The sequence below is a fragment of the Natronosalvus caseinilyticus genome (assembly GCF_017357105.1).
In the GTDB taxonomy this organism is placed as follows: Archaea; Halobacteriota; Halobacteria; order Halobacteriales; family Natrialbaceae; genus Natronosalvus; species Natronosalvus caseinilyticus.
Genome location: NZ_CP071596.1, coordinates 538619 through 561833 on the forward strand (window position 1 = coordinate 538619; position 23215 = coordinate 561833).

The 23215-nt window shown below is 66.2% G+C and carries 22 protein-coding genes; 12 read left to right on the top strand and 10 right to left on the bottom strand.

Going from position 1 to position 23215, the window contains the following annotated elements:
• Window positions 1-13: 13 nt before the first annotated feature.
• Entirely contained in the window at window positions 14-1177 is a 1164-nt protein-coding gene (gene ygfZ / locus J1N60_RS02635; RefSeq protein WP_312910473.1) for a CAF17-like 4Fe-4S cluster assembly/insertion protein YgfZ, read from the bottom strand.
• 120 nt (window positions 1178-1297) lie between these two features.
• Here ygfZ and J1N60_RS02640 point away from each other — a divergent pair, with 120 nt between their 5' ends.
• Window positions 1298-1987, top strand: a complete 690-nt coding sequence (locus tag J1N60_RS02640; protein ID WP_312910474.1) for a class I SAM-dependent methyltransferase — start codon at window positions 1298-1300, stop codon at window positions 1985-1987.
• A 223-nt stretch (window positions 1988-2210) separates the two neighbouring features.
• Window positions 2211-3551, top strand: coding sequence for an outer membrane protein assembly factor BamB family protein (locus J1N60_RS02645; protein WP_312910475.1), 1341 nt, complete (start codon window positions 2211-2213; stop codon window positions 3549-3551).
• Between the two features lie 11 nt (window positions 3552-3562).
• Here J1N60_RS02645 and J1N60_RS02650 read toward each other — a convergent pair whose 3' ends face one another.
• A complete protein-coding gene (locus J1N60_RS02650; RefSeq protein WP_312910476.1) occupies window positions 3563-5167 on the bottom strand; it encodes an amidohydrolase in 1605 nt (534 codons plus the stop codon).
• Between the two features lie 232 nt (window positions 5168-5399).
• On the opposite strand from J1N60_RS02650, the gene hmgA reads away from it, so the two are divergent.
• Window positions 5400-6638, top strand: coding sequence for a hydroxymethylglutaryl-CoA reductase (NADPH) (gene hmgA, locus J1N60_RS02655; protein WP_312910478.1), 1239 nt, complete (start codon window positions 5400-5402; stop codon window positions 6636-6638).
• A 171-nt stretch (window positions 6639-6809) separates the two neighbouring features.
• Window positions 6810-7058: a hypothetical protein gene (locus tag J1N60_RS02660; RefSeq protein WP_312910479.1), complete on the top strand. Its 249-nt coding sequence runs from the start codon at window positions 6810-6812 to the stop codon at window positions 7056-7058.
• A 15-nt stretch (window positions 7059-7073) separates the two neighbouring features.
• Here the strand turns inward: J1N60_RS02660 and J1N60_RS02665 are convergent, their stop codons facing one another.
• Both J1N60_RS02665 and J1N60_RS02670 read right to left on the bottom strand, forming a co-directional pair.
• Window positions 7074-7844, bottom strand: coding sequence for a hypothetical protein (locus tag J1N60_RS02665; RefSeq protein ID WP_312910480.1), 771 nt, complete (start codon window positions 7842-7844; stop codon window positions 7074-7076).
• 112 nt (window positions 7845-7956) lie between these two features.
• Window positions 7957-9354, bottom strand: a complete 1398-nt coding sequence (locus J1N60_RS02670) for an MFS transporter (protein ID WP_312910481.1) — start codon at window positions 9352-9354, stop codon at window positions 7957-7959.
• Between the two features lie 139 nt (window positions 9355-9493).
• Here J1N60_RS02670 and J1N60_RS02675 point away from each other — a divergent pair, with 139 nt between their 5' ends.
• The 6 genes from J1N60_RS02675 to guaA all read left to right on the top strand — a co-directional run bounded on the left by J1N60_RS02675 (window position 9494) and on the right by guaA (window position 14946).
• Window positions 9494-10459: a succinylglutamate desuccinylase/aspartoacylase family protein gene (locus tag J1N60_RS02675; protein WP_312910483.1), complete on the top strand. Its 966-nt coding sequence runs from the start codon at window positions 9494-9496 to the stop codon at window positions 10457-10459.
• Window position 10460: 1 nt separating this feature from the next.
• On the top strand, window positions 10461-11570 hold the full coding sequence (locus tag J1N60_RS02680) for a pyridoxal-phosphate dependent enzyme (protein WP_312910484.1): 1110 nt from the start codon (window positions 10461-10463) through the stop codon (window positions 11568-11570).
• 144 nt (window positions 11571-11714) lie between these two features.
• Entirely contained in the window at window positions 11715-11951 is a 237-nt protein-coding gene (locus tag J1N60_RS02685) for a HalOD1 output domain-containing protein (RefSeq protein ID WP_312910485.1), read from the top strand.
• 91 nt (window positions 11952-12042) lie between these two features.
• Window positions 12043-12255 carry a DUF8149 family protein gene (locus J1N60_RS02690; RefSeq protein WP_253431094.1) on the top strand — a complete coding sequence of 71 codons (213 nt, stop codon included), beginning with the start codon at window positions 12043-12045 and terminating at the stop codon, window positions 12253-12255.
• 79 nt (window positions 12256-12334) lie between these two features.
• Window positions 12335-14029: a CTP synthase gene (gene pyrG, locus J1N60_RS02695; protein WP_312910487.1), complete on the top strand. Its 1695-nt coding sequence runs from the start codon at window positions 12335-12337 to the stop codon at window positions 14027-14029.
• A complete protein-coding gene (gene guaA / locus J1N60_RS02700) occupies window positions 14029-14946 on the top strand; it encodes a glutamine-hydrolyzing GMP synthase (RefSeq protein WP_312910488.1) in 918 nt (305 codons plus the stop codon). Before pyrG ends, guaA begins: the two co-directional genes overlap by 1 nt.
• 120 nt (window positions 14947-15066) lie before the next feature.
• Here guaA and J1N60_RS02705 read toward each other — a convergent pair whose 3' ends face one another.
• From J1N60_RS02705 to J1N60_RS02720, 4 genes are all read right to left on the bottom strand, one after another.
• The gene (locus J1N60_RS02705) at window positions 15067-15315 is read right to left on the bottom strand and encodes a hypothetical protein (protein WP_312910489.1); all 249 of its coding nucleotides are present in this window, start codon (window positions 15313-15315) and stop codon (window positions 15067-15069) included.
• 165 nt (window positions 15316-15480) lie between these two features.
• Window positions 15481-15885, bottom strand: a complete 405-nt coding sequence (locus J1N60_RS02710; RefSeq protein WP_312910490.1) for a DUF7344 domain-containing protein — start codon at window positions 15883-15885, stop codon at window positions 15481-15483.
• Between the two features lie 279 nt (window positions 15886-16164).
• Window positions 16165-16557: a DUF7473 family protein gene (locus J1N60_RS02715; protein WP_312910492.1), complete on the bottom strand. Its 393-nt coding sequence runs from the start codon at window positions 16555-16557 to the stop codon at window positions 16165-16167.
• A 93-nt stretch (window positions 16558-16650) separates the two neighbouring features.
• The gene (locus J1N60_RS02720; RefSeq protein WP_252700267.1) at window positions 16651-17211 is read right to left on the bottom strand and encodes a TATA-box-binding protein; all 561 of its coding nucleotides are present in this window, start codon (window positions 17209-17211) and stop codon (window positions 16651-16653) included.
• A 163-nt stretch (window positions 17212-17374) separates the two neighbouring features.
• Here J1N60_RS02720 and J1N60_RS02725 point away from each other — a divergent pair, with 163 nt between their 5' ends.
• Window positions 17375-18556, top strand: coding sequence for a methyltransferase domain-containing protein (locus J1N60_RS02725; protein WP_312912523.1), 1182 nt, complete (start codon window positions 17375-17377; stop codon window positions 18554-18556).
• A 135-nt stretch (window positions 18557-18691) separates the two neighbouring features.
• The gene (locus J1N60_RS02730; protein WP_312910495.1) at window positions 18692-19849 is read left to right on the top strand and encodes an MFS transporter; all 1158 of its coding nucleotides are present in this window, start codon (window positions 18692-18694) and stop codon (window positions 19847-19849) included.
• Between the two features lies 1 nt (window position 19850).
• Here J1N60_RS02730 and J1N60_RS02735 read toward each other — a convergent pair whose 3' ends face one another.
• Both J1N60_RS02735 and J1N60_RS02740 read right to left on the bottom strand, forming a co-directional pair.
• Window positions 19851-21728 (bottom strand): sensor histidine kinase, encoded by a 1878-nt coding sequence (locus J1N60_RS02735; protein ID WP_312912524.1) that lies wholly within the window; start codon window positions 21726-21728, stop codon window positions 19851-19853.
• Window positions 21729-22065: 337 nt separating this feature from the next.
• Window positions 22066-22548 (bottom strand): Lrp/AsnC family transcriptional regulator, encoded by a 483-nt coding sequence (locus J1N60_RS02740; protein ID WP_312910500.1) that lies wholly within the window; start codon window positions 22546-22548, stop codon window positions 22066-22068.
• Between the last annotated feature and the right edge of the window lie 667 nt (window positions 22549-23215).

Genomic DNA, 23215 nt, shown 5'->3' on the forward strand with positions numbered 1-23215 from the left:
CACTCCGAGAGACTCACTCGTAACCCGGCATACGCGCGGATCGCTCCGATCCCTCCACGAACGGGAGCTCCATCGACGTCGCGTCCACTTCCTCGCCGCCCACCCGAACCGAGAGCTCGAGAGCCTCGAGGTCGTACTCGACGAGCGCGAGCGCGATCGGCTCCTCGAGGATGGGGCTGACCGCGGCGCGGGTGATCTCGCCGACGGTGGCGTCGCCGTCGAAGACGGTCGCCCCCGCTGTCGGCAGGGCGTCGGTCGGCGATTCGGACTCCGGGTTGGTATCGGGTTCGAGACCGGAATCGGAATCCGGACTGAAACCGGACTCGAGAATCAACCCGATCAACTTGCGACTCGGCCGTCCCCGATTCTCGACCCGCGAGACGACCTCCTGGCCGACGTAACACCCCTTTTCGAAGTCCAGCGCCAGGTCCAGTCCGAGTACGTTCGGAATCGTCCCCTCGAGTTCCGACTCGAATATCGGGGTGCCGGCCTCGAGCGTGAGGGTGTCCCAGGTTCGGTAGCCGAACGGAGCCGCGTTGAGCCCCTGGATCGAGAGCACCTCGTAGACGTCGGGTGCGACGTCGACGCCGCAGACGACCTCGTAACTCTCCTCGCCGGCGAGGTCGTCGGTTCGCACGACGCTAACCCCGGCGTCACCCATCGAGCCCCGGACGAACGTGAACCGATCCTCGGGCGCGGCGGCCCCGTTGAGCACGCTCGCGATCTTCTCGGTCGCATTCGGGCCGTGAACCCCGAAGATGGCGAACTCGTCGCTCGCCTCGCGGATCTCGACGTCCTGGATGAACACCTTCTCGGACCAGTCGGCGGCGATGTCCGCAGCGTGACCGGGCGGCGTGAAGAGGAGCAGGCGCTCGCCCGCGTTGTAGACGTACAGATCGGACTCGATTCGACCCTGGGGATCGAGCAACAGGGCGTAGCACCCTTCGCCGTCGGTGCCAGGGACTCGATTCGAGACGACGTTATCGACGTACTCGAGGCGATCGTCGCCCTCGACGACGATCACGCCGTAGGCGGCCTCGATCAGCCCGACGCCGTTCCTGACGGCGCGGTGGGCGCGTTCGGGCCGGCCGTAGTGGTCGACGACGCGGCGCCCGCCGCGTTCAGTGAACGTCGCGCCGTGGTCGTCGTGGATCGACTCGATGACGCTCGCGTGCATACCGGTATCTGGTGGCGAGCCCCTACGGCCGTTTCGGTCTCGGGCGCGCTCGAGAGCCGCACAATCGATGCTAACACGGCACGAAAAAGTTCAACAGGGATGCCTCGAGACACTATCGAAATGGCCGACAGGAACGCCGTTCGCCGGAGCTACGACGAACTGTCCCCGGTCTACGCGGCCCAGCGATCGGACGACGGCCCCGGGACGAGGGTCCTCGAGCGCTTTCTGGGCTCGCTCGAGAACCCCCAACGCGTTCTCGACGCGGGCTGTGGCCAGGGAACCCCCGTACTGTCGCGGCTGGCCGAGACGACGACCGCCGTCGGGCTCGACTTCTCGCGCGAACAGCTGCGACTGGCGACCGACGCCGCGCCCGGGGCCGACCTCCTCCAGGGGGACATGACGACGCTCCCGCTTGAGGAGTCGTCGTTCGATGCGGTCGTCGCCTACTGGTCGCTGATCCACGTCCCGCTCGAGGCCCATGGAAACGTGATTGACGAGTTCGCGCGCGTCCTCCGACCGGGCGGACGACTCCTCCTGTGTGAGGGGACGAACGCCTGGACCGGCGAGAACCCGGACTGGCTCGAGAGCGGCGTCGAGATGGCCTGGGAGATCGCGGGCGCGGAGGCGACGCGGGGTCAGTTGCAGGAGGCGGGATTCGAGGTGCTCGAGGAGTGGGGTGTGCCGGAGGAGTTCGCCGACAACGACGGCGAAGGGAAAGACGAGTACGGAGAGGACAACGGCAGCGAAGGCGATGGAGAAGACGAGGGCCACCCGTGGACGTTCTTCGTCGCTCGACTCGATCGGGCCTGATCGTCAGCCGGTCGGCTGACGCTCGCGGCGTCAGTTCGACCCGAACCAGTCACCATAATGTCCAGTCCGGGTAACCGGAACGTCCCGACCAAAACACCAGTCGATGCCGTTTTTTAGCTGGTTGCAACAGTTGGCTCATTCGCAATTCTGCTCTAATGACCTGTTAGTAATCATACTATCTGTCGGCGAATGGAGTATGCCAGACTGGAATCGAAGATCCGTATTGGCAGCCGGTGGAACGCTCGTCGCTGGAAGTGTCCTCGCTACGGCAGGAGTGACATCGGAGGGGACGGCCGAAGCCGGCCTCGAGGAACCGACCGGCTGGTCGTCCTACGGTGGGAACCCCGGGAACGCCAGATACCTACCCACGGACGGCGAGTTTCCGGAACCGGAGCGAGTCGCCTGGGAGTACGACCAGGGCGGAGACATCGCCGTCGTCGACGGCCGCGTCTACGTTTGCACGACTGCCGCCGAAGGCCCTTCCGAGGTCCACGCCCTGGACGCGGCGGACGGCTCCGTCCAGTGGGTGAGCGAGGGACTGCCCGCCGACGGGACGCCCGCGGTGGCCGGCGATTCCGTCTACGTCGGCGGCGAACAGCTGACGGCGCTCAACGCCGCGGACGGCTCGGTCCGCTGGACGCGCGAGTTCGAGGCCGACGACCCGACCGTCTCGAGTCCGACGGTCGTCTACGGACGCCTGTACACCGTCGCGAACGGGACGCTCTACGCACTCGACCCGGCGGACGGCTCGATCGACTGGCAGCGCGAGACTGTCGAAATCTCCGACGATGGGGAGGCGCTCGAGACGGAGCCGGTGGCCGTCGCGGGTGAGCAGGCTTATGCGATAACTGCCGAGGGGAACATCGCGGCCTTCGACGCGACCACCGGCGAGACGGCGTGGACATCATCCGGTGTCCTGGGAACGCGAATGCATGGGCCGGTGACGGCAACGGAACAGGCGGTGTACATCCGATTCCACGGATCCGGTGTCGAGAGTCTGGAGTTCGACCCGGAAACCGGGGAGACGAGCACTCGCCCGGGATTCAGCCCGATCGCCGCGACCGGTGAGACCAGGGCCTCCCACGACGATTTGGGGGTTTACGTGAGTCACGAGGAAGGTGGGTGGAGCGATGGCTACGCTTCCAAAGCGGCACTTGGAGACGGCGGGAGCGTGACGCTCGTCGGCGACACGCTCGTCGTCACGAGCGAGACGATGTGGGGAGAGGGGCGAACGGCGTCTGGATTCGACGTCGAGGACGGCACAGTGCGATGGGACATGCCAGCCGATGAGGCCGATATCGACGTGTTCAGAGTGCGAGCGGTCGACGAGGAGACGCTGTACGATTACGGACGCAATTATGGTCGCGACCGAATCCGGGCATTGCGTCCGGCCGAAACGGACGAGGGTGAGAACGAAGACCAGAACGAAGACGGAAACGATGAATCGGGAACTGGTTCCGGGGACGGTCGCGAGGACGGATCGTCCGGCGACGACCCCGATGACGGAGACGGTGCGGACGACGGTGTGGAGGACGACGCACCCGACGAAGACGAGGTCTGCTGACGCTCCGATCGTCAGTTCGATTCAAGCCCCGCGTCGTGGACTACGGCCCCGTCGACGAGCGTCGTCGCGACGTCGATCTCGTCGATTTTCTCCGGCTGATCCCACGGCGACGCCTCGAGAACCGTGATATCCGCCTTCTTGCCGACTTCGAGCGTCCCCAGTCGGTCCTCGTCGAACCCGGCGTAGGCTGCGCCCGCGGTGTAGGCCCGGAGTGCGGCGGTCACCGAGAGCCGCTGGGCTTCGACGGGCGCGTTCACCGCGTGGTGAACCCCCAGTAACGGGTCGAGCGGCATGCAATCCGAACCGAACGCCAGCGGAACGCCCGCCTCGAGCATCGACCGATAGCGGTCCGTTCGTCGGCGTCGCTCCTCGCCGAGTCGCCGGTCGTACATCCCGCCCTCGTCCGCCCACTGGAGGAAGTTCGGCTGGACGGAGGCGACGATACCCGCGTCGGCCATCCGCTCGAGGTGGTCGTCGGTCGTGAGTTCGACGTGCTCGACCCGGTGGCGCGCCGACTCGACGTTCGGCGTCGCCTCGAACGCCGAAATCGTCTCCTCGACCGCTTCGTCGCCGATGGCGTGGACGGTGAGCTGATAGTCGCCCTCAGCAGTGGCTTTCGTGGCGATTGCCTCGAGTTCGTCGGGGTCGACGACCCACTGGCCGCGACCATCATTCGCTCCCTCAGTCCCGCCCTCTGGGCGGTCGAGGTAGGGCTCGAACAGCTTCGCCGTCCGGCCGCCGAAACTCCCGTCGGTAAAGGACTTGATCCCGCCGACCTGGACGAACTCGCTCCCGCCGTTCGTCGCGAGTCCGGCATCCAGCAGGCTCTCGAGGTGGTCGCTCCAGTAATCCAGTCGCACCCGGCAGGTAGGCGCGTCCGCGGCCTCGAGATCCCGGTACACTCGCGGAGCGTGGGACTGACGGACCTTGTCGTGAACGCCGGTCACGCCCAGCGCGTTCGCGTGGTCGAGGGCGGCGGTGACGAGGTCGCGCGTCTCCGCGTAGTCGGGTTCGATGGCTTCCCAGACGGCCTCGGTCGCTTCCTCGACCACGACGCCGGTTGGCTCGCCGCCTTCGGTTTCGACGTCGGCGTCCGGCATCGACCCGGCCAGGCGCTCGAGCGTGACCGAGTTCAGCGAGGCAGTGTGCATGTCGACGCGCATCGCGACGACGGGACGGTCCTCGCTGACGGCGTCCAGATCGGCTGCAGTGAGGTAGCGGTTCTCGGGCCACGCGCTCTCGTCGTAGCCGAAGCCGAGGAGCCACTCGCGGTCGCTCGCGTCATCGGCGTGGGTCGCGAGCGCGTCGAGGGCACCCTCGAGCGTCTCGGCGGCGGAGAGGTCGACGTGGACGAGGTACTGGCCCATGTTCTCCACGTGCGTGTGCGCGTCGATGAATCCCGGAAGAACGGGGCGGCCCTCACAGTCGATCACATCGGTTTCGACGCCCTCGAGGAAGCGAACCTCGTACTCGGAGCCGACGCGGACGATTTCGCCGTCGCGGATCGCCAGCGCTTCCGCCGGATCGGGTTCAGGTGCGTCGGGGTCGGTCCCGTCCACGTCCGCCAGCGAGTAGACGCGGGCGTCGACGAGCACCGTGTCGGCAGCTTCAGTCATACTCGAGTGCGCGTACGGAGAGGGCAAAACGGTTGGGAAAGCGGGCACCTGGCCGTCTATGGACGCGGACGCACTCGCCGTGCTCGGGCCCGGACTCGAGTCCTCGCCATCCACAGACATTGCTATATAAAGTATAGTGAAACTCTAGCGCTCGGACGTGCATCCCCCAGGCTTTCGACGTCCCTGCCGAGAATCAGCAACCCTTAGCACCCGCCGCACCGACTCCCCGCACATGACCGACGCCGAGACCCTTGCCGAGCGCGTCCGGACGGGCGAGTTGCGACTGCACGAACTAGAGGAGCACGCCGACCACGACACCGCCACCGCGGCCCGTCGCGCCCTGCTCGAGGCCGAGACCGACGCCGACCTCGAGACGGTCGGCGAGTACGCCTTCGACGCCGAGGTGGCCGAATCCGCAATCGAGAACATGATCGGCGCGGCTCAGGTGCCGATGGGCGTCGCCGGCCCCGTCACCGTCGACGGCGGCGCCGCGAGCGGGCAGTACCGACTGCCGCTGGCGACAACCGAGGGCGCCCTGCTGGCCTCGGTCAATCGCGGCCTCTCGGTGATCGAGTCGGCCGGCGGCGCGAACGCCCGCGTGACGAAGAACGGTATGACCCGCGCCCCCGTGTTTCGGGTCGAGGGCGTCGTCGAGGCCGCCGAGACCGTCGAGTGGGTCGGCGAGAACCTCGAGGCCCTGCGCGAGGCCGCCGAGTCCACGACGAGCCACGGCCAGTTGCTCGACGTCGAGCCGTACGTCGTCGGCGATTCGGTCTTCCTGCGGTTCGCCTACGACACCAAGGACGCGATGGGGATGAACATGGTCACGATCGCCACCGATGAAGCGTGTGCGGTCGTCGAAGAACACACGCCCGCATCGCTGGTCGCCGTCTCGGGGAACCTCTGTTCGGACAAGAAACCCGCAGCGATCAACGCCATCGAGGGCCGCGGTCGCTCGGTCACGGCGGACGTTGTGATCCCCGGTGAGGTCGTCGAGGACCGCCTGCACACGACCGCCGACGCCATCGCGGAGGCTAACACCCGCAAGAACCTGATCGGGAGCGCCAAGGCGGGCAGCCTGGGGTTCAACGCCCACGCGGCCAACGTCGTCGGCGCGGCCTTCCTCGCGACCGGCCAGGACGAGGCCCAGGTCGTCGAGGGGGCGAACGCGATTACGACGATGGACGCCCGCCCGAACGACGATGGGGACGAGAACGGCTCGAGTGACCTCTACGCCTCCGTCTCGCTCGCCTCCCTCGAGGTCGGCACCGTCGGCGGCGGCACGAAACTCCCGACCCAGTCCGAGGCGCTCGACGTGCTGGGTCTGCGCGGCGGCGGCGACCCAGCCGGGTCCAACGCCGACGCCCTCGCGGAGGTCATCGCGGTCGGTGCACTGGCGGGCGAACTCTCCCTGCTGGCGGCGCTGGCCTCGAGACACCTCGCGAGCGCACACGCGGATCTGGGCCGATAGGTCGTCCTCGGTGGCGATCGACGACGTTGCTAGCGGTCGACGGCGTCTCGAGGCGCCGAAGCCCTCCCCGAGAACGATTTCGAACGATGAATCTTCCGCACGGATGGCTCCCGACCGCTCGATGACGTTCGCCGTTAGTGATATATGCTCGAATATAGTTAGCACGAGTACATGATCTCGCAGTCGGTTTCAGACCACGTCCACCGGGCCAGTTCGTTCCTCGAGGCCCACCCGTTTCTTCGGTGGTTCGTCGTCCCCATCGGATTCATGGGCGGGATCGTCGCCGCGCTCGCGATACTCGTCGGAGGGTCGACGCCGCTCGAGATAGCCCAGGTCGTGGGGCTGTACGCACTCTTTTGTTTCGGGGTTGTCGTGCTCGGACTGATCGTCGAACGTGTGTTCGAGTCGCTCGTCGGGTAGTCGATGGACCGACCGTCACCGATCGTCGGTTCCGCTGGTCTCACCCAAACGAACGTTTTCGACCCACCCAGGAGCCTCAACGTTCGAGGCGCCAGCCCGCATCTCGTACTCGAGGTCGTACCGGACCGAGTCGTCGCGCTCGCGGAGGTACGCGAGCGACGATCCGGCCACGGTCCTGTCGAAAGTGACGTCTGCCCGGCTGACGGTCCCGGCGTCCGAGTCGACGACTAACTTGCCGGACGCCCCGGTGATTCGATAGTCCCGACTCGAGTCGACCCAGCCGTTTTGCGGTTCGTGGACGCCGTCGTCGACGCGTTCGTACGCGGAGTACTGCAGGGTGTCGACCACGACGCGGTTCCACTCGATCAGGAAGTCGTCGACGCGCTGGTCCGGTTCCTCGGCGCGGATAATCGCGACGGTGCGACCGTCGGTTTCCTCCCGGCTGACGACCTCGCCGCCGACGACCCGTTCGACGTCGTCGATCCGCGATTCGTCCGTCGTCTCGAGTCTCGCGTAGACGACGCCGTCTTCCTCGTACACCTCCCGCTCGTAGCCGTCGCCCGACCGGGCCCGGAAATACGCAGTTCCGTCGGCGGCGACCGCACCCTCGTAGTCGACGTACGTCTCGCCGTCGAGCAGGATCGTCCCCGACGCCTCGTAGCGCTCCGGATCGGCGGGATCGAACGGCGCCTCGTGGTCCGCCGGTGCAAACGGGTAAAGAGCCAGGAGCGTGATGGCACCGACGATAATCAGCACGCCAATCACAGCCGCCGTCGTTCGTGTCACGGGTATCGCCACCTGTTACGTCGGAACCGCGTCGTGATGTGTTAAATACATTACCGTACGTTGGTTCGCCGGTTGAAGGAGGAGACGAAAGAAGGCCCGCTTCGTTCACGTGCTACCGATAGGCTTCGAACTCCTCGCCAAAGACGAGGAAGTAGCCCGTCCCGACGAGGCCGATGACGGTCGCGATGGTGAAGGCGAGGACCGGATCGCCGGTCAGGATCGGCTCCCCCGTCAGGGGATTCGACAGCCCCGCCCAGAGGAACCCCCCGAGGGCGGCACTGGGGATCACGATCACGTTCCGCAGGAGGTAGTACGCGCCCGTGACTCGACCCCCAGCGCCCATCTCGGCGGGGCCGACGATCAGGGCCTTGTGGGCCGGCAGACCCGCGAATCGGAGGCCCGAGAACGCGAACAGGACCGCGAGGACCCCCGCCGTGGAGAGCGCGCCAACCCCGCCCTCGGGCACCGAGATCAGCATGATCGGGAACACCGCATAGACGAGAAAGCCGAGCGCGACCACCGGCTTCAGTCCCACGTGCTCGGCGGCCTTCGCGGCCGGGATCATCACCAGCAGGGCGACCGCCATCTCGAGGCTCAGGAGCAATCCGAAGTACGCCTGGGGAGAGAGCGAGTTCCCAACGACTGGAACCGACGTCGGGAGCTCGAGACCCACCGCGAGAAAGTCGGTCACGACGAGGACGAAGAAGACGTACACCATCCCGTTGGCGAATCGGACGAGGGTGTCCCCGACCAGGAGCGGCCGCAGCGGGCCGGGGAGGTTCCGGAGGTCGTCGAGAAGCTGGGAAATGCCCTCGAACTCCTTGCCGAAGGAGTCATCGCTCGAGTCGTACAGCCGGTGCTGGACGAGGGTCCCAAAGACGCCGAAGGCGACGGCGATGACGAGGATCAGCTGGAAGGCGAAGACCACCTCGTCGCTGGCGCTGGTGAAGGGGGCGAAGACGAGGGCGGCGATCAGGGGGCCGACGAGGAACGCGGTGCGTCGAAAACTCTCGGTGCTGGCGAATCCCGCCGCCAACTGTGAGGGCGGGACGGCCTGCTTGACGATGGCGTAGGTGGCCCCGAGGCCGAAGGACTTCCAGGCCTGGGCGAGGATCAGTCCGAGGAAGATGGCGACGATGGCGAGGTTGGTAGGGCCGACGGCGACGTCGGCGAGGAGGGGCGCCGCGAGCCAGATCCCGAACCCGACCGTCGCGAGAAAGCCGAACGCGGTGAGCGCGTACCGCGAGCCGATTCGGTCCGAGATCGCCCCGCCGGGGTAGGGGTAGACGGCGCTGATCACGTTGCCAAAGGTGCCGAAGAGCCCGACGGCGACGCCCGTCGCCCCCAGCGCGACCATGTACTCGGCCATGTAGCGACTCGTCATCTGGAAGCTCAGGCTGAACGCGAACATGGCGAGCGAGAGGACGATCACGTCTCGCTCGAGGGCGAAGAACTGGCGCCAGGCGTCGAGCGGATCGGCCGCCTCCGTCTGTGAGTCCTCGAGGCTCATACGGTCCCGGTTCTGGTTCTACCGCTATGGCCATTTCCCTCCTGGCGAGCCGAAATCCGAGCGCCCGGGGCGTCACGCCGTCTCCCGCCCGCACCGAAAGACCGAACCAGTAAAGGCAGGCGGGCGCTTCCTCGGGCACATGACGACGACGCTCGGGACGGCGAGCGCGTCACCCGGCGAGATCGACACGGGCCGACTCGAGGTCGGCGAAACCCGAGACGGCAGCCCGTTCGGCCTCCCGGTCGCCGTGATCAACGGCGCCGAACCGGGGAAGACGCTCTACGTGCAGGCAGCCAGCGACGGCGACGAGTTGAACGGCATCGGCGTGCTCAGCCGCGCCGTTCCACGGGTCGACCCCACCGACCTGTCGGGAACCATCCTGGCCGTGGGAGTCGTCAACTACCACGCCTTCCAGGTGGCCGAGCACCGCAACCCGATCGACGACACGAAGATGAACCGGACCTACCCCGGCAACGAGTCGGGCACCTCGAGCGAGCGCATCGCCCACGCCACGTTCCAGATCGCCCGCGAAGCCGACCTCATCGTGGACCTCCACCAGGGGTCGACCAGCCGCATGATCGACGAGGTGCGGGTCCGCTGTGGTCACCGTCACCGCCTCCACGAGTCGTGTCTCGAACTCGCGCGCGTGTTCGCCCTCGAGTGCGGTCACATTCTCGACCAGAAAGGCCCCGAGGGACAGCTCGCCCGCGCGGCACCGAACGAGGGCATCCCGACGATCGACCCCGAACTCGGCGGAGCCGTCGGCTGGGACGAGGGGAGCATCGAGAAGGGCGTCGCAGGACTGTTCAACGTCCTCCGGTACTACGGCTTCCTCGAGGACGAAGGCGAACTCGTCGAGCAGACGCGAGCGACCGGGTTCGACCAGTACGGCTCGCCGGTCGGCGGCCTCGTCCGCTTCGAGCCATCGCTGGGCGAGCGCGTCGCGGCCGGCGACACCCTCTTCGAGGTGACGACGCCCTTCGGCGAGTCGAAGGCGACCGTGACGGCCGACAACGACGGCATCTTCTGGCGAAGTCGGCGCCTCCCGCAGGTCGCGACCGGCGAGTACGTCTGCTCGGTCGGGACCGACCTCGAGGTGATCTGACGTGGGTACACCAAGCGACCTCGTCTGTCCCGACTGCGGGGCCGAGTACGCCGCCGGCCCGGCCGAGCCCTGGCGCTGTACCTGCGGGCACGGCCTCGAGTTCGCGGCTCGCCCCCACCCCGAGGGGAACCCGCTCCCGCTCTCCCAGCTCGACACCACCGAGGGGCTGTGGACGTTCTTCGAGTTCCTCCCCATCGAGAAGCACGTGACGTTCCACGAGGGGTTCACTCCGCTCGTCGACGCTCCCGAGTGGGACGCCCAGTTCAAACTCGAGTACGTCTTCCCCACGGGCTCGTTCAAGGATCGCGGCGCGACGACGACCCTCTCACGGGCGGTCGAACTCGGCGTCGAGAAGGTCGTCGAGGACTCCTCGGGCAACGCCGGAGCGGCCATCGCGACCTACGCGGCGAAAGCCGGCCTCGAGGCCGACATCTACGTTCCAGCGGACGTCAAGCAGTCGAAGCTGATGGCGATCCAGCGCGTCGACGCACGCCCCGTCCGCGTCGAAGGGAGTCGCGAGGACGTCACGGCGGCCTGTCTCGACGCCGTCGAGCGCGGCGAGGGGTGGTACGCCTCCCACGCTTGGAACCCAGCGTTCTACGCGGGGACGATGACGTTCGCGTTCGAAATCGCCGCCCAGCGCGGGTGGACCGTCCCGGACGCGCTCGTGCTCCCGATCGGCCACGGAACGCTCTTCCTGGGCGCCTACCGGGGGTTCAAGTTACTCAACGACGCCGGGATCGTCGAGTCGATGCCTCGCCTGCTCGGGGCCCAGGCGGCGGGCTACGCACCTATCGTCGCCGCCCTCGGCGGCGACACCACTGGCGAGGACGGGGAACGAACCGACATCGCCGACGGCATCCAGATCGCCGAACCCGCCCGCGGCACCCAGATCCTCGAGGCCATCGAGGCGACCGACGGCGACGCCATCGCGCTTGGGAGCAACGTCCTCGAGACGACCCTGGATCGGCTCCACCGGAACGGCTACTACGTCGAGCCGACGTGCGCGGCGGCCCCGGCGGCCCTCCGTCGGTACCGCGAGGCGGGCGTCCTGGACGACGACGATGACGTAGTCGTCCCGCTCACAGGAAGTGGGCTGAAGACGATGTAGGATGTGTTCCTGTGTTCCTGTGTGCCTAGACTCGAGGACCAGCGACTGTCGACTAGCCAGACAACGTCGCACTCGATCGTTCCCGAGAAGTGGGAACCGGCGCGAGAGTCAGTATCGAGCGACTCTTGAAGAACGGAGATAGACATGGGGAACCACTACTGGCCGGTCGATGGGGAATCGCCGACGCTCGCGGTCGTACAGGCTGTCGCAGCCGCTGCGGGCCGTCAGCCGGAGGACCTCGAGCCGCTGTACGACTTCGTCGACGGTGATGCCCTGAACGAGGTTCTCGAGGGTGGTGACGACGTTCGCGTCCGCTTCGAGTTCGCGGGTTTCGACGTCGACGTGACGCCAGAGGAGGTGTGCCTGACCGAGCGGGTGTAGCCTCGATCCCCTCGCGAGCGACGATGCCACGTCGCCACTTCGATCACGGGCGACGATACCACTTTGAGGGTGCCCCTCGAGTGTCCACGTGATGACGGATTCAGACGAGGCCCGCGTTCCGGTGGAGTGTTCCGCGTGCGAGACGCGAACCCGCGTGCCGCTGTCGGAACTCGCCGAATCGATCGAGCGTCACAACGAGACCGTTCACGACGGCGAACCGATCGCGGAGGTCGATCCGGACCTCAAGGCGCAACTGGCCGACCTCGTTGTCGAGGACCTGGGGTTGCTCGAGGACGAGGGTTGATCGGCAGCGGCGACTGCCAGTCCGTGCCGTGGCAGGTCCGTCCCGAAATGGTTTTGATCCCCTCACCCGGACACTCGGTATGCCGACGGAACCGGACACCCAATACGACTCCTCGCTGGGGAGCAAATTCATTTTCGTCACCGGCGGGGTGATGTCAGGCCTCGGGAAGGGAATCACGGCCGCGAGCACCGGCCGGCTTCTGAAGAACGCGGGCTTCGACGTCACCGCCGTCAAGATCGACCCGTACCTGAACGTCGACGCCGGGACGATGAACCCCTACCAGCACGGAGAGGTGTACGTCCTCAAAGACGGCGGCGAGGTCGACCTCGACCTCGGGAACTACGAGCGCTTCCTCGGGGTCGACATGCACTCCGATCACAACGTCACCACGGGCAAGACCTACAAGCACGTGATCGAGAAGGAGCGCGCGGGCGACTACCTGGGCAAGACCGTCCAGATCATCCCCCACATCACCGACGACATCAAGCGCCGCATTCGGGAGGCCGCCGAGGGATCGGACGTCTGTCTCGTCGAAGTCGGCGGCACGGTCGGCGACATCGAGGGAATGCCCTACCTCGAGGCCTTACGCCAGTTCGCCCACGAGGAACCCGAGGAGAACGTGCTGTTCGTCCACGTGACCCTGGTTCCGTACTCGAAAAACGGCGAGCAGAAGACCAAGCCGACCCAGCACTCGGTCAAGGAGGTTCGGTCGATCGGCCTCCAGCCAGACGTGATCGTCGGCCGCTCGGACGACAAACTCGAGCCCAGTACCAAAGAGAAGATCGCCCTCTTCTGTGACATCCCGACCGAGGCCGTCTTCTCGAACCCCGACGTCGAGGACGTCTATCACGTCCCGCTGGTTGTCGAGGAAGAAGGGTTGGACGAGTACGTCCTCGAGCACTTCGACCTCGCCGACGAGGCGCTCCCGCCAGGCGAGCGCACTCGCGAGTGGCGCGAGGTCGTCACCACCGAAAAGACCGAGTCAGTCGACATCGCGCTGGTCGGCAAGTACGACCTCGAGGACGCCTACATGTCGATCCACGAGTCGCTGAAACACGCCGGGTTCGAAATCGGCGCCGAGGTTAACGTCGAGTGGGTGTTCGCCGACGACCTCGCTGACGGCCACGACGGCCAGCTCGAGGGCGTCGACGGCGTCGTCGTCCCCGGCGGGTTCGGGATGCGTGGCACCGAGGGCAAGATCGAGGCGATCCGCTACGCCCGCGAGCACGACGTGCCCTTCCTCGGGCTCTGTCTGGGCTTCCAGATGGCCGTCGTCGAGTACGCCCGCCACGTCCTCGACCTCGAGAGTGCACACTCGACGGAGATGGACGCGGAGACGCCCCACCCCGTCATCGACATCCTGCCCGAGCAGTACGAGGTCGAGAACATGGGCGGGACGATGCGTCTGGGCGAACACACGACCGTCATCGAGCCCGAGACGCTCGCCTACGAGCTCTACCAGGACACCTCGTGTCAGGAGCGCCACCGCCATCGCTACGAGGTCAACCCCGAGTACTTCGAGGCGTTCGCGGACGAGCCGCTGACGTTTTCCGGAACGGCAGGGAACCGAATGGAGATCCTCGAACTCGAGGACCACCCGTTCTTCCTGGGCACGCAGTACCACCCCGAGTACAGTTCCCGACCGGGCGACCCGAGTCCGCCGTTCGTGGGGCTGGTCGAGAGCGTACTCGAGGCGGCTCGAGCCGACGGTGAGGCCCGAACAGATGACGCGAATCGGACGGACGACGCGGACGAAACCGAGGTGACCCACTGATGGTCGACACCGACACCTTCGTTCCCGAAGCAGTCGCAGAGATCGAGGACGAAATCGGCGACTCGAACGCCGTCATCGCCCTCTCGGGTGGCGTCGACTCCTCGGTGGCCGCCGCGCTGGCCTACGAGGCCATCGGCGACCGACTCACGCCGGTCTACGTCGACACCGGCCTGATGCGCAAGGGCGAGACCGACCAGATCCGCGAGACCTTCTCGTTCATGGAGAGTCTCGAGGTCGTCGACGCGAAAGACCGGTTCCTCGAGGCACTCACCGGCGTCACCGATCCGGAGGAGAAGCGCAAAATTATCGGCGAGCAGTTCATCCGCGAGTTCGAGCGCGAGGCCCGCGAGGCCGACGCCGACTACCTCGTCCAGGGGACGATCTACCCCGACCGCATCGAGAGCGAGGGCGGGATCAAGTCCCACCACAACGTCGGCGGCCTCCCCGAAGTCGTCGACTTCGACGGCATCGTCGAACCCGTTCGCGACCTCTACAAGGACGAGGTTCGTGAAGTCGCCCGCCACCTCGGCCTCGACGAACTGGTGGCCGAGCGGATGCCCTTCCCCGGCCCCGGACTCGCCGTGCGCGTCATCGGCGAGGTCACCGAGGAGAAACTCGAGGTCGCCCGCGACGCCTGTCACGTCGTCGAGAAGGAACTCGAGGAGTACGACCCCTGGCAGGCGCTCGCCGCGGTCATCGGCAAGGCGACGGGCGTCAAGGGCGACAACCGCGTCCACGGCTGGGTGGTTTCCGTGCGATCGGTCGAGTCCCGCGACGGCATGACCGCCCGTGCCCAGGAACTCGACTGGGAGACCCTCCAGCGCATCCAGTCGCGGATCACCGGGCAAAACGAGAACGTCGCGCGCGTCGTCTACGACGTAACGCACAAGCCGCCGGCGACGATCGAGTACGAGTAGCGGGGATTGCGGTCAGTTTTCCGGGGTCGATTCGAGCAACTCGCGCGCCTCCGCCGGCTCCGTTCGGAGGACGACGTCGCCGTTTCGATCGTCGTACTCGACGAGGAGTTCCTCCTCGAGTCACGGCAGGTGATCGTGGTGGAGCATCGTCTCGAGTCGCTCGACCTCGCGTTCCGAGCGCGTCTCGTCGTCCGAAAGCGCCGCCACCAGTTCCTCCCGGGTGGCTATCTCGCGGTCGACGAGCAACGACATCACGCGTCGTCGGACGGGATGGCCCAGAACGCCGCTCGATTGAACCAGATACGCGAGAGCGTCGTCGAGAAACCCGGCGATCGCGAGGGCCGCCTCGGCGAGAATCAGCGTGGCCATGAACGGGGTCGAGCGAGCGTGCACAAAAGAGTTCTCGTGGTTCGAGCGGAGAGTCCGGGCAGCTGTCGTTCCGAGTCCGAGCCGATTCTTCGCTCGAGTCGGTAGACGCGCACCTCAAGCGGACGTTCGTCCGTCGTTCGCCTCTTATTCGCCCCTATTCGCCTCCTACGAACGATCCTCCGCCTCGAGCACCGATTCGTACAGGTCGAGGCGCCACGTCGGGACGACGAGTTCCTCCGTTTGATTGTAGACGAGGAGTCCGTACTCCTCGAGCAACGGGAGGTGCGTCCGGCGCAGTGAGACGTGGACGCGCTGGCGGAGCTGGTGAATCGTCGTCTCGACCGTCGGCTCGTGTTCGTCGTCGGCGAGCCAGCCGATCAGCGTGTGGACGTCGAGTGCCGTTCCCGCATCGAGCAGGTGCTCGAGAAGCGTCCGGCGACGGTCCGACGACAGCACGCGAGCGACTTCGGTGCGAGCGAGCGTGTCGCGATTGCCGGCGCCGGGGTGCGTAGCGGCGGTCGAGCCGTGATCACTCGGGTTCGCCGATTTGGTCGGAACGCGGAACGTCATGGGTGATAACCACTCACTGGAATAGTACGTATAAAGCGGCGTAGTCGTTTCGTCGTTCGTCACCGATCGCAACTCGGTCGAATCGTTTAGCCGGCGGTAAAATGATATTACTCGCTGCAAGGACCCGTTCGACGGACCGTTGCCACACGTGAAAATCGGTCCGTCGATCGTAAATTCGGGCTGAATTCGACTCGAGTACCACGAACGCTGATCGGTTATCTCGAGGGTAAGCGAACGGTCGCTGGCGTCATGCGGGTGTCGTTGCGAACGACAGACGAATCAGGTGGGCGCCGTCCCGAGTAACAACCAGAGGTTCAAGATCGTGAACCCGACGATGACGGCGACGGTGTAGTACGCCACCGCGACCAGCGCCGCGAGTTTGTAGTCCAGGTCGTAGACGATCAGGATCGCGGTGTAGGCGACGGCGACCATGAACGGAACGACCACCAGCGGGCCCCACCGCTGGAGGATGACCGAGACGAGCGCCAGTACTGGCCCAATGGTGAACGCGCGTTTGACCGGGACCGTCCCGAGCACGTATCGGGCGGCGATGTGGAGCGTGACGCCGTAGAAGACCGTCGCCAGCAGGAAGGTCCCGAGATACGCCAGGGGGCCACCTCCGGCCGGATCGATCCCGCCGGGGACCTGGGCGAGAAACGGTTGAGCGTGCATACTCGAGAGACGATGTCACGCGGTTTGTGTGTGCTGAATTCGCGTCGCTCGATGGAGAGATTCGATCGAAAATCGGGTTCGCGAGTCGGACCGCTACTCGAGCAGGCCGAGGTCCTCGAGGCGGGAGACGATCTTGTCGACGGCGTGTTCCGCGTCGGCCGGTTTCTTCCCGCCGGTGATGACGAGTTTGCCCGAACCGAACAGCAGCGCCACCACTTCCGGTTCGTCGAGGCGGTAGACCAGGCCGGGGAACTGCTCGGGTTCGTACTCGATGTTCTCGAGGCCGAGACCGATAGCGATCGCGTTGAGATTGAGATTGCGGCCGAGGTCAGCCGAGGTGACGATGTTCTGGACGACGATTTCCGGATCCTCGTTCACCTGAATCTGGAGTTCGCGAAGTTTGTCGAAGACGATCCGCAGACTCTCGTGGACGTCGTCGGTGCTCTTCGCGCCGGTACAGACGATTTTCCCCGAGCGGAAGATCAGCGCGGCGGATTTCGGATTCTGGGTTCGGTAGACGAGACCGGGAAACTGCTCGGGGTCGTAGTCGGCCCCCTCGAGGTCCATCGCGACACTCTGGAGGTCGAGTTCTTGCCCGATGCCGGTCGACGCCACCACGTTTTCGATGTTGATGGTGTCCTTCGGATCCGTCATAAGTCGCTTAAAAAGACGTATTTAAGGTTTATAAAGCTTGGTACTGCGTGCTGATTTGTCCGGTTCTTTGAGTGTGTCAGACGAGTGGATGACGTTCCTGGTCAAAAAATCGCCCGGGAGCGGACCGACAGTATCATTGCTCGTCCAGCGTCACTCGAGACACGTGTATCTCCTCGAGTACGGCGGCGAAGACGACGCGTTCGCGGCGGTCGAGAGCCGTCACGCCGCCACCGGCGTCACCCGGATCGCACCGGGACTGGCCGTCGCGAACGCCCTCGTCCCCGAGCGCGTCCGTGGGCTGGCCTACACCCGCGCGGCGAGCGACCTCGTGGGACGGACCGACGCCTCGACCGCGAGCGCACGGGCTCTGCTCGAGGCGGCCTCGATCGATCGAGAAGGGACGGTCGCCGTCCGCGCGACGGATGTCCACGGCTCGAGCGGCGTCTCCACGACGGACGCGGAACGCGAACTCGGGAGCGTCCTCGTCGACCGCGGGTTCGACGTCGACCTCGAGCATCCCGATCACGTCCTCCGCGCGGTCTTCTCTGAGGGGCGTCTCGAGTCCGACGCCGACGCGGACGCCAACGCCGACGACGGCCGCGGTGAGTTGCTCGAGTCGGTCGCGACCGTCGAAACCGAAGAGCGAGTCGGTGAGTCCGGAGAACGAATCGACGAAGCCAGGGGGCGAAACGACGAAACCGGGGAACGAGTCGACGAATCCGGGGAACGGGTGTCGGTCTGTGCTCTCGGCTGGCTCGCCGCCGAGAGCGTCCGCGACTTCGGGTCGCGGGCGCCAACCGACAAGCCGTTCTTCCAGCCCGGAAGCATGGACCCGCTCCTGGCACGGGCGGTCGCCAACCTCGCCGGCGCAGAACCCGGGCGAACGATCCTCGACCCGATGTGTGGAACCGGCGGCGTCCTCGTCGAAGCGGGACTGGTCGGGGCGAACGTCGTCGGCACGGACGCCCAGGCGAAGATGGTCGCCGGTGCGCGGACGAACCTCGCGCACTTCCTCGACGACGAGGACCCGTCGCCGACCGGCGTCTCACGCGGGTCGTGGCACGTCGCCCGCGGCGACGGAACCCGGCTCCCGCTCCAGGACGGTGCCGTCGACGCCGTCGTCTTCGATGCCCCCTACGGCCGCCAGTCGAAGATCGAGACCCACCGGCTGGCGGATCTGGTCTCGGGCGCGCTCGCGGAATCCCGCCGGGTGGCCGACCGGGCCGTCGTGGTCGCCGATCGGTCGTGGGCGAGGGAGGCTCGAGACGCGGGCTGGACGCTCGAGGCGGCCTTCGAACGCCGGGTCCACCGATCGCTGACGCGGTACGTGCTGGTTCTCTCCTGAGTTGGGGGGGACGAGGATGGCTCGAGGGACCGGGTGGTGGCTCGAGGGGCCGGGTTCCGCCGGTACAGCGCCGCCGATCGAGGCGGAGGATTCCGCTTTCGGAAGCCTTGAGACGATCTGCAGAAAAGACCCACTGTGGCCCGCGCTCGTCTCTTCGGCTCCCTCTGTGGACTGGTCTTTCTCATCAATCTCGCCAGAATCGTCTTCGCACCGCTGCTGAACGTGTTTATCGCCGAGTTCGGGATCGGCGAGGCGACCGCGGGCCTCATCGTCACCCTCGTGTGGGTCGGCAGCGCGTTCCCTCGCCTGCCGACCGGGTGGGTGCTCACGAAAGTCCCGAGACAGCACGTCGTGCTCGCCTCGGGCGTTGTTCTCGCGACTTCGTCCGCGATCGCTGCGACCGCCACCTCGATCGCCCACCTCATGGGCGGCGCCTTCCTCATGGGGATCGCGTCGGGCGTGTACTTCGTCTCGGCGAACCCGCTCTTGAGCGAGCTGTACCCCGACCGCGTCGGGCGCGTCATGGGAATCCACGGGGCGGCGAATCAGGTCGCCGCGGTGATCGCCGCCCCGTTCGTCGCGCTCACGCTCTTCGTCGACTGGCGCCTGTCGCTGTGGGCGATCGCCGTCGGCGGGGCCGTGGTCACGGCCTACACGTGGCTCACCGCGAGGCGAACCGAGATGCCGGACGCGGGGCGGTCGGATCGGGCCTTCGTCGCCGGCGCACTCTCGGAGTGGCGCCTCATCGTGACCGCGCTGGCGATCGCGGGCGTCGCCGTGTTCATCTGGCAGGGCGTGTTCAACTTCTACGAACTGTACATGCAGTCGAAGGGGCTCTCTGACCGGGCAGCCGGGATGATGCTCACCGTCGTCTTCGCCGCCGGCGTTCCCGCGTTCTTCTTCGGCGGCGACCTGGCCGACCGTCTCCCGCAGATTCCGTACCTGCTCGGGATCGTCGGCGTGTTCGCCGCGACCCTCCTCGCGCTGACGCTCGTCGAGGGGCTGATCTCACTGGTCGCGCTCACCATCGTCATCGGGTTCGTGATCCACGCGCTGTTTCCGGCCGTCGACACGTACCTGCTCGATACGCTCCCGGATTCGACTCGAGGGAGCGCCTACGCCGTGTTCAGTTCCGTCTGGATGCTCTCCCAGTCGCTCGGCTCGTACGTCCTCGGCGTCTTCGTCGAGGGGAACTACACCTACGACGAGGTGTTCGCCGTCGCCGCGCTGTTTCTCGGTGCGACGGTCGTCGCCCTCGTCGTCCTCGAGCGGGTCGGAAAACTCCCGAGCTAGGCTACGGGTGACGCTCGAGCGTCGTCACGTCGGACACCTCGATTCGCGTCCCGCCGTGCTGTCCGTTGGTCACCGTCAGCGACCAGTCGTGGGCGTCGGCGATCGCCCGGGCGAGCGCGAGACCGAGGCCGCGCTCCTCGTCGGCGTCCTCGCCGCGCGACTCCGGGTCGATCACCCGGTCGTGATCGATCGGCGGAATCTCGGCGGCGTCGTCCATGAGGAAGAAGCCGCGTTCGCTCGAGCGAGGATCGTCGAAGCCGAGCAGTCCAACCTGGATCGTGACCGATCCGTCGGCGCGGGCAGCCGCGTCGTCGAAGATCGTCTGGAGGAAGTGATCGAATCGCTCCCGATCGGCCCGGAGGGTCGCGTCGGCATCGACGACTACGGCGGGGCGCTCGAGGCGGGAGTCCTCGACTGCATGTTCGATGGCCGACGTGAGGTCGATCCGCGTCCGGGGGCCGACCGCCGTCGCGTTTCGGGCGAACTCCCGGATGTCGTCGACGAGGCGTTCCGTGCGGTCGAGCGTCGTCGAGACGGCGTCTTCGGCGAGCGGAAACTCCCACTCGCCGGGCCGGTTGGGTTCCTCCTCGAGTGCCGTCGCGACGGCCTCGAGGTGGCGCTTGAGGTCGCTCGAGAGCACGTTCGCCACGCTCTCTAAGCGTTCGGTCTGGTGTTCGAGCTGGGTCGTCCGATCCTCGAGCACCTGTTCGCGGATCGCCCGGTCGAGCGCCGCGCGAGTGTTCTCGGCGAGCGTCGAGAGCAACTCGACGTCGGTGCTCTCGAATTTCGCGACCCGCTTCGAGCCCGTCATCAGGATGCCGTGGGCGCCGATGGGGGCGATGATCTCGGAACGGATTGGCGTGTCGGGGTTGTAGAGCCCCTCGACCTCCTGCAGGTTCTCGATGTGTCTGGTCTCACCGGCCTCGAAGACGTCCCAGACGAGGCCCTCACCGGGGTGGAATCGGGGGAGCCCGCCGAACTCGTCGTGTGCGCCCGCGGTGCCGGCGACGGGGTCGAGGTAGCCGTACTCGTCGTCGAGCAACCAGACGCCGCTGATCGGGAGGTCCAGGAGGTCGCTCCCGGCGTGGACGGCGATCGCACAGATCTCCTCGGGGTCGCTCGACTGCAAGAGCCAGCGCGTGACCTCGTGCAGCGAGGTCACGACCCGCTCGTACTCGCGCTGGTCGGTGACGTCGCGGGCGATACACGCGAGGTTGGCCGAGCCGTGGTCAACCGACACGACACTGACCTCGGCGACCCGACCGGCGCCCGTCGCGTCGGTGTAGGCCAACTCGAGCGTCCGCTGGGCCGTGTTGCCGACGTCGACGTCGCTGAGCGCGCGGCCGACGCGGACGGCGTCGTCGGCGTCCACGGCGGCGAGGTCAAGGAGGGTTTCGACGTGTTCGCCCCGCAGCACCCTCGCGTCGACGTCGAAGGCGCGCTCGACTGTGGCGTTGATCGAGAGGACCCGGTTGTTGTCGTCGAGGGTGACCACCCCGTCCTGGATCGCCTCGACGACGGCCGTGTTCCGGGCGAGTTTCGTCTCCCGCTCCTTTCGTTCGGTGATATCGCGCATAGACACCGAGAGGCCGTTCTCGGCAGGCCAGGCACGGGTCTCGAACCAGGTCTCGAGCGGGGTGTGGTACACCTCGAAGGAGACTGGCACCTGTTCGTCCATCGCCTGGTAGAAGCCGTCGGGGAACTGGGTCTCGACCGTCTCGGGGAACTCGTCCCACATGACCCGCCCGACGAGGTCCTCCCGGGAGCGCTCGAGGAGCGCCTCGGCGCGTTCGTTGAGGTAGGTGAACCGAAAGTCGGTGTCGAGGGCGAAGAAGGCGTCGCGGACGCGGTCGATCATGGGAACGGTGCGGAGCGTCACCGGCGACCACCCGCGTCGGCGGCGACGGACCGGCGGCGAGGCGTCGTGACTCGCGGCGCCAGCCGACTCGCCCGCTCCACTGATCGAACCCGCCTGTCTCTCATTCCGTTGACTCATAGTTACCCCACCCGGTATTTTAGTGTCGTGGCCGATAGACGTCCGATTCGGGCTCGAGACGGCGTTTGGTCCCGTTGGGACTGCTATTGAGAAATTTCACCGTGAGACGGCCGACCGGTACAGGTGACCGATGGAACGTGATGGGGCGTACCCGACCCAGTTTCCGTCGAGAATAGCGTGGCTGACCGCGGAAGCGCTCTGTACAGTGCTTCTCGGCGCCTCACCGTTCGACCGGAAGCAGTTCTTTCACCGTCACGTAGTCGAGGGGGGCGGCGTGTTCGGTCCGAATGAGATTCTCGTCGTTGATCTCGAGCGCGAGGTCGTCGAGTTGTTCGGCTACGTAGGTGATATCCTCGTTTTCGGTCCCGACCGCCTTGATGTGGAGGTTCTCCTGGCCGGTCATCAGTTCGGTCACTTCGGTGATCTGGGGGAGTGCCAACGCCTTCTCGGCTACGTCGGAGCGCTCGCTGATGCGGGCCGTACAGCTGAAGTGAAAGTAGAGACGGAGCCCCGTCCGGTCGTAGTCGACGCTCGTCGTGTAACCGGTAATGATGCCGGCTTCCTCCAGCCGTTCCATCCGATTGTGAACGGTGTTGTCGGAGACCCCGAGTTCTTCGGCCAGGCCGATCGCCTTGGACCGAGCGTTCTCCTGAAGCAGATTGAGCAACCGCCTGTCTACGTCGTCGAGTTCGTACTCGGTCACAATCGGGCTTGTCGGGCCGCCTCCATGAGCGTATCGATACTCCACGGATCTCAGGGCTGCCTCTCGAGAAATTCGAGATTTGGGGTTCGACGCGGTATTCTCGAGGCATCCCATCGGGCACTTAAAAGAACCGGTGTTGAGGTATGGAAAATCGAATAGTATCACCAATATGTTTCGATTATCCATCTTTATTTCAATATTTTCGGGAAGTGTCGAATAACACAACCAGGGGTTTTTATACGTGGCCGCCAACGTACCACTGTGAAACCAGGCCTCCCTGTTCCGGCCTCGAGGGTGACTTCCCACGGGCCTGACGCGGCCACAGAAGCCACTGTCAGTTTCGTTACCGAGACAGACGGGACGTCACTGTCTCCGTCACCACCGCTGGCCACGGTGATCGATCCGGACCCCCGCCACGCCCTCGCTCGAGCTGTGGAAGACGTGGCTGACGAGGGCGCCAATGGTGGCAGGCAGGCGGGCGATTCCGGTGAGAGGCGAGTCGCGACGGGAGGGTACGATGAGTAACGACAGACCGGATTTCTGGAACTATTGCGCCCAGTGCGGGACCGAATACAGCACCGCCGACGCTCCACCGATCGTTGACGTGGTCACCGACGCCGGCGAACACTCTCCGATATCGTTCTGTAGCGACGAGTGCAAAGGGTCG

Bases quoted from the DNA above. Each gene is read 5' to 3' on its own strand.
- pyrG (WP_312910487.1), top strand. From the start codon at position 12,335: ATGCCGACGGAACCGGACACCCAATACGACTCCTCGCTGGGGAGCAAA.
- guaA (WP_312910488.1), top strand. From the start codon at position 14,029: ATGGTCGACACCGACACCTTCGTTCCCGAAGCAGTCGCAGAGATCGAG.
- J1N60_RS02685 (WP_312910485.1), top strand. From the start codon at position 11,715: ATGGGGAACCACTACTGGCCGGTCGATGGGGAATCGCCGACGCTCGCG.
- J1N60_RS02715 (WP_312910492.1), bottom strand. From the start codon at position 16,557: ATGCACGCTCAACCGTTTCTCGCCCAGGTCCCCGGCGGGATCGATCCG.
- J1N60_RS02675 (WP_312910483.1), top strand. From the start codon at position 9,494: ATGACGACGACGCTCGGGACGGCGAGCGCGTCACCCGGCGAGATCGAC.
- ygfZ (WP_312910473.1), bottom strand. From the start codon at position 1,177: ATGCACGCGAGCGTCATCGAGTCGATCCACGACGACCACGGCGCGACG.
- J1N60_RS02650 (WP_312910476.1), bottom strand. From the start codon at position 5,167: ATGACTGAAGCTGCCGACACGGTGCTCGTCGACGCCCGCGTCTACTCG.
- J1N60_RS02690 (WP_253431094.1), top strand. From the start codon at position 12,043: ATGACGGATTCAGACGAGGCCCGCGTTCCGGTGGAGTGTTCCGCGTGC.
- J1N60_RS02660 (WP_312910479.1), top strand. From the start codon at position 6,810: ATGATCTCGCAGTCGGTTTCAGACCACGTCCACCGGGCCAGTTCGTTC.
- J1N60_RS02640 (WP_312910474.1), top strand. From the start codon at position 1,298: ATGGCCGACAGGAACGCCGTTCGCCGGAGCTACGACGAACTGTCCCCG.
- J1N60_RS02705 (WP_312910489.1), bottom strand. From the start codon at position 15,315: ATGGCCACGCTGATTCTCGCCGAGGCGGCCCTCGCGATCGCCGGGTTT.
- J1N60_RS02720 (WP_252700267.1), bottom strand. From the start codon at position 17,211: ATGACGGATCCGAAGGACACCATCAACATCGAAAACGTGGTGGCGTCG.
- hmgA (WP_312910478.1), top strand. From the start codon at position 5,400: ATGACCGACGCCGAGACCCTTGCCGAGCGCGTCCGGACGGGCGAGTTG.
- J1N60_RS02670 (WP_312910481.1), bottom strand. From the start codon at position 9,354: ATGAGCCTCGAGGACTCACAGACGGAGGCGGCCGATCCGCTCGACGCC.
- J1N60_RS02710 (WP_312910490.1), bottom strand. From the start codon at position 15,885: ATGACGTTCCGCGTTCCGACCAAATCGGCGAACCCGAGTGATCACGGC.